At 64.4% G+C, this 12,700-nt stretch carries 15 protein-coding genes; 12 read left to right on the top strand and 3 right to left on the bottom strand.

Annotated elements, in window-relative coordinates; translation table 11 throughout:
* Nucleotides 1-6: 6 nt before the first annotated feature.
* From LB533_RS01675 to leuC, 3 genes are all read left to right on the top strand, one after another.
* Nucleotides 7-822, top strand: a complete 816-nt coding sequence (locus tag LB533_RS01675) for an amino acid ABC transporter permease (RefSeq protein ID WP_224676505.1) — start codon at nucleotides 7-9, stop codon at nucleotides 820-822.
* A 56-nt stretch (nucleotides 823-878) separates the two neighbouring features.
* Entirely contained in the window at nucleotides 879-1,514 is a 636-nt protein-coding gene (locus LB533_RS01680; protein WP_224676752.1) for a class I SAM-dependent DNA methyltransferase, read from the top strand.
* Nucleotides 1,515-1,826: 312 nt separating this feature from the next.
* Nucleotides 1,827-3,236, top strand: coding sequence for a 3-isopropylmalate dehydratase large subunit (leuC, locus tag LB533_RS01685; RefSeq protein ID WP_224676506.1), 1,410 nt, complete (start codon nucleotides 1,827-1,829; stop codon nucleotides 3,234-3,236).
* Between the two features lie 83 nt (nucleotides 3,237-3,319).
* On the opposite strand, the gene LB533_RS01690 is transcribed toward leuC, so the two are convergent.
* Entirely contained in the window at nucleotides 3,320-3,634 is a 315-nt protein-coding gene (locus LB533_RS01690) for a hypothetical protein (protein WP_140492726.1), read from the bottom strand.
* A gap of 160 nt (nucleotides 3,635-3,794) precedes the next feature.
* Between LB533_RS01690 and LB533_RS01695 the strand changes: the two genes are divergently transcribed.
* Together LB533_RS01695 and LB533_RS01700 are read left to right on the top strand one after the other, a co-directional pair.
* Complete coding sequence (locus tag LB533_RS01695; RefSeq protein WP_224676507.1) at nucleotides 3,795-4,991, top strand: sensor domain-containing diguanylate cyclase; 1,197 nt, start codon at nucleotides 3,795-3,797, stop codon at nucleotides 4,989-4,991.
* Nucleotides 4,992-5,181: 190 nt separating this feature from the next.
* Nucleotides 5,182-6,375, top strand: coding sequence for a sensor domain-containing diguanylate cyclase (locus LB533_RS01700; RefSeq protein WP_224676508.1), 1,194 nt, complete (start codon nucleotides 5,182-5,184; stop codon nucleotides 6,373-6,375).
* On the opposite strand, the gene LB533_RS01705 is transcribed toward LB533_RS01700, so the two are convergent.
* Nucleotides 6,359-6,721 (bottom strand): hypothetical protein, encoded by a 363-nt coding sequence (locus LB533_RS01705; protein WP_140643322.1) that lies wholly within the window; start codon nucleotides 6,719-6,721, stop codon nucleotides 6,359-6,361. The genes LB533_RS01700 and LB533_RS01705 overlap by 17 nt on opposite strands.
* A 496-nt stretch (nucleotides 6,722-7,217) precedes the next feature.
* Between LB533_RS01705 and sdhC the strand changes: the two genes are divergently transcribed.
* The 5 genes from sdhC to LB533_RS01730 all read left to right on the top strand — a co-directional run bounded on the left by sdhC (nucleotide 7,218) and on the right by LB533_RS01730 (nucleotide 11,425).
* Nucleotides 7,218-7,637, top strand: a complete 420-nt coding sequence (sdhC, locus tag LB533_RS01710; protein ID WP_224676509.1) for a succinate dehydrogenase, cytochrome b556 subunit — start codon at nucleotides 7,218-7,220, stop codon at nucleotides 7,635-7,637.
* A gap of 2 nt (nucleotides 7,638-7,639) precedes the next feature.
* The gene (sdhD, locus tag LB533_RS01715) at nucleotides 7,640-8,035 is read left to right on the top strand and encodes a succinate dehydrogenase, hydrophobic membrane anchor protein (protein WP_224676510.1); all 396 of its coding nucleotides are present in this window, start codon (nucleotides 7,640-7,642) and stop codon (nucleotides 8,033-8,035) included.
* 4 nt (nucleotides 8,036-8,039) lie between these two features.
* Complete coding sequence (sdhA, locus tag LB533_RS01720; protein ID WP_140518102.1) at nucleotides 8,040-9,875, top strand: succinate dehydrogenase flavoprotein subunit; 1,836 nt, start codon at nucleotides 8,040-8,042, stop codon at nucleotides 9,873-9,875.
* A 39-nt stretch (nucleotides 9,876-9,914) separates the two neighbouring features.
* On the top strand, nucleotides 9,915-10,694 hold the full coding sequence (locus LB533_RS01725; protein WP_224676511.1) for a succinate dehydrogenase iron-sulfur subunit: 780 nt from the start codon (nucleotides 9,915-9,917) through the stop codon (nucleotides 10,692-10,694).
* A 104-nt stretch (nucleotides 10,695-10,798) separates the two neighbouring features.
* Nucleotides 10,799-11,425 carry a YceH family protein gene (locus tag LB533_RS01730; RefSeq protein WP_224676512.1) on the top strand — a complete coding sequence of 209 codons (627 nt, stop codon included), beginning with the start codon at nucleotides 10,799-10,801 and terminating at the stop codon, nucleotides 11,423-11,425.
* Nucleotides 11,426-11,473: 48 nt separating this feature from the next.
* On the opposite strand, the gene LB533_RS01735 is transcribed toward LB533_RS01730, so the two are convergent.
* Nucleotides 11,474-11,899 carry an OsmC family protein gene (locus LB533_RS01735; RefSeq protein WP_140492697.1) on the bottom strand — a complete coding sequence of 142 codons (426 nt, stop codon included), beginning with the start codon at nucleotides 11,897-11,899 and terminating at the stop codon, nucleotides 11,474-11,476.
* Nucleotides 11,900-12,111: 212 nt separating this feature from the next.
* On the opposite strand from LB533_RS01735, the gene LB533_RS01740 reads away from it, so the two are divergent.
* Both LB533_RS01740 and LB533_RS01745 read left to right on the top strand, forming a co-directional pair.
* Complete coding sequence (locus LB533_RS01740) at nucleotides 12,112-12,339, top strand: hypothetical protein (protein ID WP_224676513.1); 228 nt, start codon at nucleotides 12,112-12,114, stop codon at nucleotides 12,337-12,339.
* Nucleotides 12,336-12,692, top strand: a complete 357-nt coding sequence (locus tag LB533_RS01745) for a YciI family protein (protein WP_140550698.1) — start codon at nucleotides 12,336-12,338, stop codon at nucleotides 12,690-12,692. The genes LB533_RS01740 and LB533_RS01745 overlap by 4 nt, the downstream gene beginning before the upstream one ends.
* Nucleotides 12,693-12,700: the final 8 nt, after the last annotated feature.

Here is a 12,700-nt window from a genome sequence, read left to right on the forward strand (position 1 = left end):
TACCTGATGCCGTCCTCGACTTCCTCCTCCGCCAGACCTGAATTTCCCTGGTGGCTGGCCGCCGCCCTTGTCCTTGCCCTGGCCGCCGCGCTCGCCATCGCCGCCAGCGATCTCTATGCCCAGGTCTTCGCCACTGTTGCCAAGGGCATCGGCGTCACCGTCTTCGTCACCATTGTCGCCTTCGCGCTGGCCTCGATGATCGGCCTCGGCATCGCGCTGATGGGATTGTCGGGTTCGCAGTGGCTGCGGCAGATCGCGCGTTTCTATGTCGAGATCATCCGTGGCGTACCGGTCCTGGTGCTTTTGTTCTGGATCGCTTTTGCCGGCGCACCGGCTTTCGTCGCCGCCTGGAACGCGCTGACCGCGCCGCTGCAGAGCGCCGGCTATCTCGGCGAGTTGCTGGTGCGTGACGTCTCGCTCTTGTGGCGCGCCATCATGGCGCTGACCATCGGCTATTCCGCCTTTATCTCCGAGGTGTTCCGGGCCGGCATCCAGGCGGTCGAGAAGGGCCAGATCGAAGCGGCCAAGGCGCTCGGGCTGACGCGGACGCAACGCTTCCGGCTGATCGTCTTTCCGCAGGCGATCCGCACCATCCTGCCGCCGCTCGGCAATGACTTCGTCGCCCTGGTCAAGGATTCCTCGCTGGTCTCGGTGCTCGGCGTCGCCGACATCACGCAGATGGGCAAGGTCTATGCCGCCGGCTCCTTCCGCTTCTTCGAGACCTATTCGATAACAGCCTACATCTATCTCATCCTGACCGTCGGCCTGTCGTTGGCGCTCCGGGCGCTCGAACGGCGGCTGCGCCGCCAGCATCAGGAATAGTCTTTCGGCAAGGACGGCGTTACGCTCCGGTTGCGCACTGGAGGAGGAGCATGCCCGTGAACATCGACAAGGCCAATGCCGCGCTGGATTCGGTCTATACGGCCGATACGCCCGAAACCCTGGCGCAGGCCTATGCCGCATGGGCCGCGACCTATGACAGCGAGACCGCCTCGCTCGGTTATCTCCTGCCGTTCCTCATCACCGCCTGGGTGGCGCGCCATGTGCCTGCGGGCGAAGGGCCGCTGCTCGACGCCGGCTGCGGCACCGGCCTGTCGGGACCATCGCTGAAGGCGCTGGGCTACGGCGATATCGCCGGGCTCGACCTGTCGGTCGACATGCTGAAGATCGCCGGCAGCCGCAACGCCTACGGCGAGCTGAAGCAGGCAATGCTGGGCGGCCCGCTGCCCTGGCCCGACGGGCATTTCCGTGCCTTCTTCTCGACCGGCGTGTTCACCATCAGCCATGCGCCGGCTTCCGGCCTGCACGAACTGGTGCGCATCACGAAGAAAGGCGGCCATGCCATCTTCACCGTGCGCGACCAGGTGTTCGAGAGCGGTGGTTTCCAGGCGGTCTTCGAAGAGCTGGAACGGACGGGAAAATGGCGGCTGGTCGAGCAAAGCCCGTGGTTCCGCTGTTATGCGATTGCCGAGCCGGATGCGCTGGTGAAGACGTTTGTCTTCGAGGTGCTTTGAGCCGCGGGGCCGCCAAGCTTGGTGCTTCCCCGAAGGTGTGGACGCGAGGACGAGGAACCCAGGTCCCGCGCAGCCACCCGCCAATTGCCGAAAAGCCAAAACATTGCTATCTAACACCCCATGGAAGAGCTTTTTGGCGATCCGGCCTACAAGGGGTTCGTGCTGCAGGACAGAAAACGCCTGCCGTCGCGCTTCTCCGCGCGCGTCTGTGGCGCGCCGACCAGCCGACTTACGCGGGCCGACTGATCAAGTCGTTCCGCCGGACATCTCGGCGCCTGCCCTTCCCATTCTCATATCGACGGATTTACGCACATGAGCGCACCGCGCACCCTCTATGACAAGATTTTCGACGACCACGTCGTCGACCGCCAGGACGACGGCACCTGCCTGCTCTATATCGACCGCCACCTCGTCCATGAGGTGACCAGCCCGCAGGCCTTCGAGGGCCTGCGCATGAGTGGCCGCAAAGTCCGTCATCCCGAAAAGACGCTGGCCGTGGTCGACCACAACGTCTCGACCTCGCCCGAGCGCAAGTTCGGCATCAAGAACGAGGAAAGCCGCATCCAGGTCGAGGCGCTGGCCAGGAACGCCAAGGATTTCGGCGTTGAGTATTATTCCGAGAACGATATCCGCCAAGGCATCGTCCACATCATCGGCCCGGAGCAGGGCTTTACGCTGCCCGGCATGACCATCGTTTGCGGCGACAGCCACACCTCGACCCATGGCGCCTTCGGCGCTCTGGCGCATGGCATCGGCACATCGGAAGTCGAGCATGTGTTGGCCACGCAGACGCTGATCCAGCGCAAGGCCAAGAACATGCTGGTGCGTGTCGACGGCCAGTTGCCGGAAGGCGTCACCGCCAAGGACATCATCCTCGCCATCATCGGCGAGATCGGCACCGCCGGCGGCACCGGCTATGTCATCGAGTATGCCGGCGAGGCGATCCGCTCGCTGTCGATGGAAGGCCGCATGACGATCTGCAACATGTCGATCGAGGGCGGCGCGCGCGCCGGCCTGATTGCACCCGACGAAACGACCTTCGCCTATGTCAAGGACAAGCCGCGCGCGCCCAAGGGCGCCGCCTGGGACGCCGCGCTCGCCTACTGGAAGACGCTGCAATCCGACGAAGGCGCGCATTTCGACAAGGTGATCGTGCTCGATGCGGCCAAACTGCCGCCGATCGTCTCGTGGGGCTCTTCCCCGGAGGATGTTGTCTCGGTGCAAGGGATTGTGCCGAACCCGGAAGACATCACCGACGAAAACAAGCGCACCTCAAAGCGGCGCGCGCTCGACTATATGGGCCTGACGCCGGGAACGAAGATCACCGACATCGCGCTCGACCGTGTCTTCATCGGCTCCTGCACCAACGGCCGCATCGAGGATCTTCGCGCCGCCGCCAAGGTGGTCGAGGGCAGAAAAGTCAATCCGCGCGTCAACGCCATGATCGTACCGGGCTCCGGCCTGGTCAAGGAACAGGCCGAGGCCGAAGGGCTCGACAAGATCTTCCTCGCCGCCGGCTTCGACTGGCGCGAGCCGGGCTGCTCGATGTGCCTTGCCATGAACGACGACCGGCTGAAGCCACATGAGCGCTGCGCCTCGACCTCGAACCGCAATTTCGAGGGCCGGCAGGGCTTCAAGGGGCGCACCCATCTGGTGTCGCCGGCCATGGCTGCGGCGGCGGCGATCGCCGGCCACTTCGTCGATATTCGCGACTGGAAGTAAATCGCGGCTGGTTCGATCGAAACGCCAGGGCCCGGATCGCGATGCGATCCGGGCCTTCTGCTTGACCAGAACATGTTGCGGCTTCACCGGTCGTCGCGGCGGATGATCTCGTGGAACTGCTCGCGGCGCCCGGGTTCTTCGGCGGCGACCACCAGGGCCAGCCCGCGTTCATCGAAGAGTTTGAACCATTCGTCCCACTCGACCAGCTCATAACCTCCGGCATTGATCGGACGCTCCGGCTGGTCCTCGTCCTCATAGGCGTGCTGGCCGAACACCAGCCGCAGCATCGCCTGCGTGCCGGCTTCGGGCGACACATCGACAATGGCCGGAAAGCCGGCGCGCGACGCGGCCCACGAACGGATTGCCTCGTGATCGGTCAGGGTGATTGTATCGGCCATTATCGGTTCCTCTTCTGCGCTGGACAAACGCAGGTCCGGCGCGCCGGTTCCACGTCACGCTCCGCACCCGCGTGACACATATTCGCTTTCGCTTAACCGCTTGTTTGGGCTTGCGGCCTAAGGTCTTCCCTGACGTCAAGCGAGGGGAAGTGACGGTCCTTTGGACACCGGCCTGCTGATAGCGTTGTTAAACCCGACGATCGCGCTGGCCCTCGGCGCGGCGTTCCTCGTGCTTTGGTTCTATCAGCGCCACCGTCCCTATCTGGCCGTGCTGGCGGTAAGCTATTCGCTCGCGGCGGCCGGGTTCCTGTTCCAGCATTTCACGCTGCCCGTTGGCCTGGCACCGTCGAAGCTGCTCTCCAATCTATGCTTCTGCGTTGCCGGATCCTGCCTGGCCGGCGCGATCGTGGCGCGGCATGGCCGGCGAGTGCCCTATGCCGGGCTTTGCGTCTTGGCGAGCGGCGGCATGGTCGCCTTTTGCTGGTTCCTGTTCGTCCAGCCGGACCTGACATGGCGGGTCCTCGTCATCAACTTCGCACTCGGCGGCATCAGTCTGGTGGCGGCCGCCGAATTGCGCAAGGTGCGTGGCAATGGCCCGACGGAAAGTATCCTGTTCGTCCTGGCGTTGCTCGCGGGGCTGAATTTCTTCGTGCGCACGCTTGCCGTCATCGTCGCGCACGGGCCTTTCACGACCTATGACGAGCTCTATACATCCTCCTATTGGACGACGGCGTTGCTGTCGCACGCGCTGCTGTCGCTGCTGATCGCGCTTTGCCTGTTCTCCGCCGCCGCGCTCGACGTGATGAAGGCGTTGAAGGTCGAAACCTACACCGATCCGCTGTCGGGCCTGCTCAACCGGCGCGGCTTCGAGGAACGGGCGGCCCTGCTCTTGCAACGCTGCGCGGCGGCGAAATTGCCGGTGGCCCTGGTTCTGGCCGACCTCGACCACTTCAAGGCGCTCAATGACCTGCATGGGCACGCCGCTGGCGACCGGGTGATCGCTGACTTCGCCGCCAGGCTTCGCGCGGCCGCCGGTGCGCGCGGTGAGGCGGGACGTATTGGGGGCGAGGAATTCGCGGTGCTCCTGCCCTTGACCGATCTTGCCGCCGCGCGGCTGTTCGCAGAGGCCGTGCGCGTGGCCTACTCGGCTGGCGGCGTCGACGGACTTCCGCCTGGCACCAAGGTCACCGCCAGTTTCGGGGTCGCGGCGCGCAGCGGCGACGAAGCGCTGGAGCCGTTGATGCGCCGCGCCGACGAGGCCCTCTACAAGGCCAAGAAAAACGGGCGCGACAGCGTGCGCCTGTCCTATGAGCGGCCGGAAACGCTGTTTGTGCCGGAGCCGCTCAAAGCCGGCTGAAGGCGATCGGCCTGACGCCTTCATCATCCAGGGCCCGCGCCGCACCGCTTCGTTCCTTGCTTCGCCGTGAAGGGCGATGGCAAGCATCGTTCGGCCGATCTCCGAGGCGTGCGCGAGCCTCCGGTATGACTTGACGTTAACTTCTTTTTCGCCCGTCGATGGTTTGCTGCCGTCAGGGACTTGGGAAATCATGGGCGGCGCGGACTTCATCCTTGTCATCAACCTGTTCGTTGCCGGGCTGCTGGCGGCGGCCTTCATGGCGATCGCCGTCTATGACATCGGACGCGTCTCGGCACGCTGGCTGGCGTTCGGCTATGTGCTGGGCATGGCCTATTTCGTCGTTGAATTCAGCATCCCCGCCTTCGACAATGCGCGGCTGGTGGTCGTCGCAGCCTTTGCCGTTTTGCTTGGCGCCACCATCGCCTTCAACGGCGGGCTTGCGCATAGATACGGCGTGACGCCGCCCTGGTCGGCGATGCTCCTGGTCCTGGCCGTTGCGTCTGTCGCGGTCTATTTCGCTCAGGATCTGCCGCGCCAGTCCCTTGTCAGCAAGATGGCCTACCAACTGCCCTACGCCGTCATGCAGCTTACCGGGTTCGGCATTGTCTGGTCGTCCAGGCAAAGGCGTGACCGGCTCGATCGGATGCTGATGGCGGTGCTGACGGCCAGCGCCGTGCAGTTCGCCAGCAAGCCATTCATCGCCGATGCGCTTGGCGGCCGCGGCGCCGCCCCGCAATCCTATCTGCAGACCAGCTATGCCCTGGTATCGCAATCGCTCGGCACCGTGTTCGGCGTGGCGCTGGCCTTGCTGGCGCTGGCGATACTGGTGCGCGACGTGCTCGCCGAGGCGACGTCGAAGTCGGAAACGGACACGCTGTCGCGGCTCCTCAACCGCGGCGGCTTCGAGCGTCACGCCGAGACGGCGCTGGGGGACGCGGCGCGCCGCGGCGTCCCAGTCGCGCTGGTCATCGCCGATCTCGATCACTTCAAGTCCATCAACGACAATTACGGCCATGCCTCGGGCGACCGGGTCATCGAGGCCTTTGCCCGCTTCCTGCGCGAGGCCGCGGCCGACCACCATGTCGCCGGTCGTATAGGCGGCGAAGAGTTCGCCATCATCTTGCCAGGCACCAATCTTGCCGCCGCACGGCTGTTCGCTGAAGGCGCGCGCAGCGCCTTCGGGACGCTGCCTATAGACGGGCTCCCCGCCGACAATCGCTGCACGGCGAGCTTCGGCGTCGCCGAACTTCATGCCGGCGAGCATTTTTCCGACCTGATGCGGCGTGCCGATGAAGCGCTGTATCAGGCGAAGGATGCCGGGCGCGACTGCGTGCGCGTTTCCGCCGGGCCACAGGCCGTGGCGCTGTTCATCGGCAGGGGCTGAGCTCGGGCATTTCGCCGTCGGAGAGGCCATACATATAACTGCGCCCCTTCACGAACACCGGCGGCCGATAGCAGTCGCCATAGCCCGACATCTCGTCAGCCCCGTTCTCGTAGATCACCTTGGGCTGGCCGGCGCTGGTATAGTCGGACAGCTGCTTGGCGAGCTTGCCTTCGCCGACGAGGATGCGCTTGTAGCCGGCGGCACTGTCGATGACGAGATTGCCGAAGGAATCGGCGTAGACCCGATCCTGGTGGCGTCCGTCCGCCAGCGCCGGCGCGACGAAGGCGACGGCCAATACCGCCACTGTGAGCGCCGCAAGGCGCGATCTGCCCGAATTCGAACGCATGGCGTCCTCCATGTTGGAGACAAAGCCTCCTCGAATCGGAAATTAACCTTTTCTTAACCTTTGTTAAGAGGTTGGCGCGTTTCTCCGCCATGTCTTGATAAACATGGTTAACGCAGGAGCCAAAGCCGGCCCGGTCATCATCGCTTGTCCCCGTTGCTGACGGCGAGGCACATGACGCGATCGTGATCGACGGCCGCGAGACGCTGGTGATGAAGGCGGGCTCGGCGCCGCTGACCTGCACCCGCTCAGCCGAAGCCCGCGCCCGTCACATATATGCTGCACCGCAGCGAGAACGGGCCGGCTTGGCATCGTCGACGCCTAATCGATTGAAGCCCGGACCTGCCTTTTAATCAGACTAAATTACGTTTTCGAAACGGTTTTCTGGCTTTGACGCGGTGCAAAAAGAGCATTAGAAACCGGCTGTCCGAAGTCGCAACCGGAAGCGGCAATGCCGCATTTCCACCTGAGGCTCCAGGAACGCCGAACTGGGGGAGCCATGAGCAAATCACCAGCCACCCGCGAATTCGCCGGACGTGAACGGCCGCTTTCGCCGCACCTCAGCGTGTACCGGCCGCCGATCACCATGACGATGTCGATCATCCATCGCATCACCGGCGGCGCGCTCTATTTCGGCACCCTCCTGGTCGCGATATGGTTGATGGCGGCGGCGAGCTCGCAAGCCACTTTCGATTGGGTGAGCTGGGCGTTCGGAACCTGGCTCGGACGGCTGATCCTGTTCGGCTACACCTGGGCGCTCATGCATCACATGCTGGGGGGCGTGCGTCACCTGATCTGGGACACCGGCGCCGGTCTCGAAAAGCATACCGCCTCCAAGATCGCCTGGGCGACCCTGGCCGGCTCGATCCTGCTCACGCTGCTGATCTGGATCGCCGGCTATATGGCGCGAGGAGCCTGACCATGAGCACTGGAAAGACCGACATGCGCACGCCGCTGGCTAAAGTCCGCGGCCTGGGCTCTGCCCGCGAAGGCACCGGGCATTTCTGGCGCCAGCGCCTCACGGCAATCGCCAACATCCCGCTGATCCTGTTCTTCACCGGGTTCTTGGTCGCGCTCAACGGCGCCGGTTATGCGGAGGTGCGGGCAGCGCTCGCCAACCCGCTCGTGGCGCTGATGATGGCCCTTGTGCTCATCTCGCCGCTTTATCACATGCGGATCGGCATGCAGGTGATCATCGAGGATTACGTGCATGGCGAAGGCATGAAGCTGGCGCTGATCGCCCTCAACACTTTCTTCACCATAGCGGTCGGCGCGGCTTCGCTCTTCGCCCTGCTCAAACTGGCATTCGGAGGCTGACGTTTTGGCCAAGGACGCAAAAGAAGCCAATACGGCAGGCTATACCTATGTCGACCACAAATTCGACGTCGTGGTCGTCGGTGCCGGGGGCGCGGGACTGCGCGCTACGCTGGGCATGGCCGAACAGGGCCTGCGCACCGCCTGTATCACCAAGGTTTTCCCGACCCGCTCGCATACGGTGGCGGCGCAGGGCGGTATTGCCGCTTCGCTTTCCAACATGGGCCCGGACTCCTGGCAGTGGCACATGTACGACACCGTCAAGGGTTCGGACTGGCTGGGCGATGTCGACGCCATGGAATATCTGGTGCGTGAAGCGCCGGCCGCCGTCTACGAGCTCGAGCATTACGGCGTGCCGTTCTCGCGCACGGAAGAGGGCAAGATCTACCAGCGGCCGTTCGGCGGCCACATGATGAATTACGGCGATGGCCCGCCCGTGCAGCGCACCTGCGCGGCCGCCGACCGCACCGGCCACGCCATCCTGCACACGCTCTACGGCCAGTCGCTGAAGAACAACGCGCAGTTCTTCATCGAGTATTTCGCGCTCGACCTGATCATGGAGCCGGACGGCACCTGCACCGGCGTCGTCGCCTGGAACCTCGACGACGGCACCATCCACCGCTTCTCGGCCAAGATGGTTGTGCTGGCGACCGGCGGCTATGGCCGCGCTTATTTCTCGGCGACGTCGGCGCACACCTGCACCGGCGACGGCGGCGGAATGGCGGCCAGGGCAGGCTTTCCGCTGCAGGACATGGAGTTCGTGCAATTCCACCCGACCGGCATCTACGGCGCCGGCTGCCTGATCACCGAAGGCGCGCGCGGCGAGGGCGGCTATCTCGTCAATTCCGAGGGCGAGCGGTTCATGGAGCGCTACGCGCCGTCGGCCAAGGACCTTGCCTCGCGCGACGTCGTCTCGCGCTGCATGACGCTGGAAATCCGCGAGGGCCGCGGCGTCGGCAAGAACAAGGACCATATCTTCCTGCACCTCGACCATCTCGATCCGGCGGTGCTGCACGAGCGGCTGCCCGGCATCTCGGAATCGGCAAAGATCTTCGCCGGCGTCGATCTCACCAAGGAGCCGATTCCGGTGCTGCCGACGGTGCACTACAATATGGGCGGCGTGCCGACCAATTACTGGGGCGAGGTGCTCAACCCGACGATCCTTAATCCCGATCGGGTTTCGCCCGGCCTGATGGCGGTAGGCGAGGCCGGCTGCGCCTCGGTGCACGGCGCCAACCGGCTGGGATCGAACTCGCTGATCGACCTGGTCGTGTTCGGACGCGCGGCGGCGATCCGCGCCGGCCAGGTCATCGATCGCAAGTCGGCAATCCCGTCGCCCAACCAGGCCTCGGTCGACAAGATCATGGACCGCTTCGACCGGCTGCGTCACGCCAACGGATCAACGCCGACGGCGGTTCTGCGCGAGAAGATGCAGCGTGCCATGCAGGAAGACGCGGCTGTGTTCCGCACGCAGGAATCGCTGGAGAACGGTTGCAAGCGCATTTCGCAGATCTGGGGCGAGCTCAAGGACATAAAGGTTTTCGACCGCTCGATGATCTGGAACTCCGACCTGGTCGAGACGCTGGAGCTGGAAAACCTGATGGCCAACGCCATCACCACGGTCTACGGCGCCGAGGCGCGCAAGGAGAGCCGTGGCGCGCACGCGCGGGAGGATTTCTCGGCCCGCGACGACGCCAACTGGCGCAAGCACACGCTCGCCCATCTGAGCGAGACCGGTGAGGTGACGCTCTCCTACCGTCCGGTGCACACCGAACCGCTGCTGGCCGAAAAGGACGGCGGCATCAGTCTCGCCAAGATCGCGCCCAAGGCCAGGGTGTATTGAAATGACGTCCAGCCACGTCATCCGAAAGGACCTGAGGTAATGGTCGAACTCACGCTCCCCAAGAACTCGAAGATCCAGCAGGGCAAGACCTGGCCGAAGCCGGAAGGCGCGACCAATCTCAGGGAATATCGCATCTACCGCTGGTCGCCGGATGATGACGAGAACCCGCGCATGGACACCTATTTCGTCGACATGGACGATTGCGGGCCGATGGTGCTGGACGCGCTGCTCTGGATCAAGAACAAGATCGACCCGACGCTGACCTTGCGTCGCTCCTGCCGCGAGGGCATTTGCGGCTCGTGCGCCATGAATATCGACGGCTCCAACACGCTCGCCTGCACCAAGGGCTGCGACGACATATCGGGCGCCATCAAGATTTACCCGCTGCCGCATATGCCCGTCATCAAGGACCTGGTGCCCGACCTCACCAATTTCTACGCCCAGCACGCCTCGATCGAACCGTGGCTGAAGACGGTCTCGCCGCAGCCGGCCAAGGAATGGCTGCAGAGCCATGAGGAGCGCGAGAAGCTCGACGGGCTCTACGAGTGCATATTGTGCGCCTGCTGCTCGACCTCTTGCCCAAGCTATTGGTGGAACGGCGACCGTTATCTCGGCCCGGCAACCTTGCTGCAGGCCTATCGCTGGCTGATCGACAGCCGCGACGAGGCCACGGGCGAGCGGCTCGACAATCTCGAGGACCCGTTCCGGCTTTATCGCTGCCACACCATCATGAACTGCGCGCAGACCTGCCCCAAGGGCTTGAATCCGGCCAAGGCGATCGCGGAAATCAAGAAGATGATGGTGGAGAGAAGGGTCTAGGCGCTCGCTCGCGGCAATCTTGAACGCAGCGATCCTTCGCGCCTCCTTTCTCCGGCAGGACAGAGGGGCGCTGTCTTGCCAGCTTCAGAAAGGATTGCAATCCAATGACGGACCTCCCCATCCTGTCTCCTCCCGAAGCGCGTGTGCTCGGCTGCCTCATCGAGAAGAAGGAGCTGACGCCGGACGTCTATCCGCTGACACTCAACGCAGCACTTGCCGCCGCCAACCAGAAGACGGCGCGCGAGCCCGTCATGGCGCTGGAGCAGACAGAGGTGCACCGGGCGCTGAAGGTGCTCGAGCAGAAGGGGCTGGTACGGCAGATGTTCGGCTCCCGCGTCGAGCGCTACGAGCACCAGATGGCGCAGCGCTTCTCGCTGACTACGCCGCAGACCGCCTTGGTCGGCCTGCTTTTGCTGCGCGGGCCGCAGACGGCGCATGAATTGTTGGCACGCAGCGAGCGCATGGCACGGTTTTCGTCGATCGAGGATTTGCGCGGTGAACTCGATATGCTGATCGGCCGTCGACCGCCGCTCGTCCAGGAAATCCCGCGCGGTCCAGGCCAACGCGAGGACCGCTACGTGCATCTCCTCGCCGGGCCGGTCGATGTTGCGGCCCTGTCGGCGCAGCGCACTGCATCGGCCGTGCCCGCTTCCGACCTCGAAGCGAGAGTGGAGGCGCTGGAGCAGGAAGTCGCAGCCCTTCGCACCCGGCTCGACGCGCTGGGCGCCTGAGCGCTCGAGGATGCCCGGCGCGACCATGCGCGCCGGGATACCGGGCCCTCAGCCGAGCCTGGCGTCGAGCGATACGTTGATGGCGCCCAGCGCTTTGGAAACAGGGCATTCGGCCTTGGCCTTCTCGGCCAATTCCTTGAACTTCGCCGCGTCGATGCCGGGCACCTTGCCGACAAGGGTGATCGCGCTGCCCGTGATGCCGGTGCCGGGAACCAGCGTCACCACGGCCTTGGCGTCGAGCTCGGCCGCCGGGGTGCCGTTCTCGGCCAGGAAATGCGACAGCTGCATGGCGTAGCAGCCGGCGTGCGCGGCCGCGATCAGCTCTTCGGGATTGGTGCCGGATTTGCCGCTCTCGTCCTCGAAGCGTGCCTTGAACGAATAGGGCGTGCCGTTCAGGGTCCCGCTCTGGCTGTCGAGCGTGCCTTTGCCGTCCTTCAGATTGCCCTTCCAGACGGCGGTTGCGGTGCGGTCCATGAATTCCTCCTTGGTTGTCGTGAACTTGTCCAGGTGAGCCCAGCGTCCGGCCAACTATAGCGCGGGCATGGGCGAAGACCACTGCGCTGTTTGGACCACGGCGCGATGACGGTTCATTCCTTTCGAAAAAATCCGCGTGCAAAAATGTCGGCTTCCATTCGGCCCGACCGTCCTGCGGGCGACCACGGGATTGTGGCCGGATGGAGGTTCACATGGACAATCTGTTTTTCGCAATATGGAAGGTCCCAGGCCGCAAGGCTCAACGACGGCAAGACTTCTGGCTGGAGCCGCCGCCGTCCGGTGTCCGCAGGCTGCTGGCTGCTGTCGCCATCATCGCGGTCGCGGCATGCCTTCTCGACCATGCGGCAGCGGTCGAAGGCAAGGCTGACACGCTCGTCGCCGCATCCTATGATTCATCGCAGCAAGGGAGCGCGAAATGAAATATGTCTGCCTGGTCTATGGTGAGGAGAAAGACCTCCACGCGCTCACCCCGGAAGGATCGGCCAAGCTCGACGCCGATTCGCTTGCCTACGACCGGTCCTTGGACCAACAAGGCAAGCTCATCGTCGCGCAGGCGCTGCAATCGGTGAAGACCTCGAAGACCGTGCGCCGTCGCAAGGGCAAGCGGCTGGTCACCGACGGCCCGTTCGCCGAAACCAAGGAGCAGTTGCTCGGCTTCGTCATGATCGAGGCGAAGGACCTCCAGGAGGCGCTGGACATCGCCGGCGGCATTCCGCTGGCCGAACTCGGCACGATCGAGGTCCGGGCGATCTATGACGTGCCCGGGTCATAGGTGGCGCG

Source organism: Mesorhizobium sp. BR1-1-13 (genome assembly GCF_020165515.1).
Lineage (GTDB): Bacteria > Pseudomonadota > Alphaproteobacteria > Rhizobiales > Rhizobiaceae > Mesorhizobium.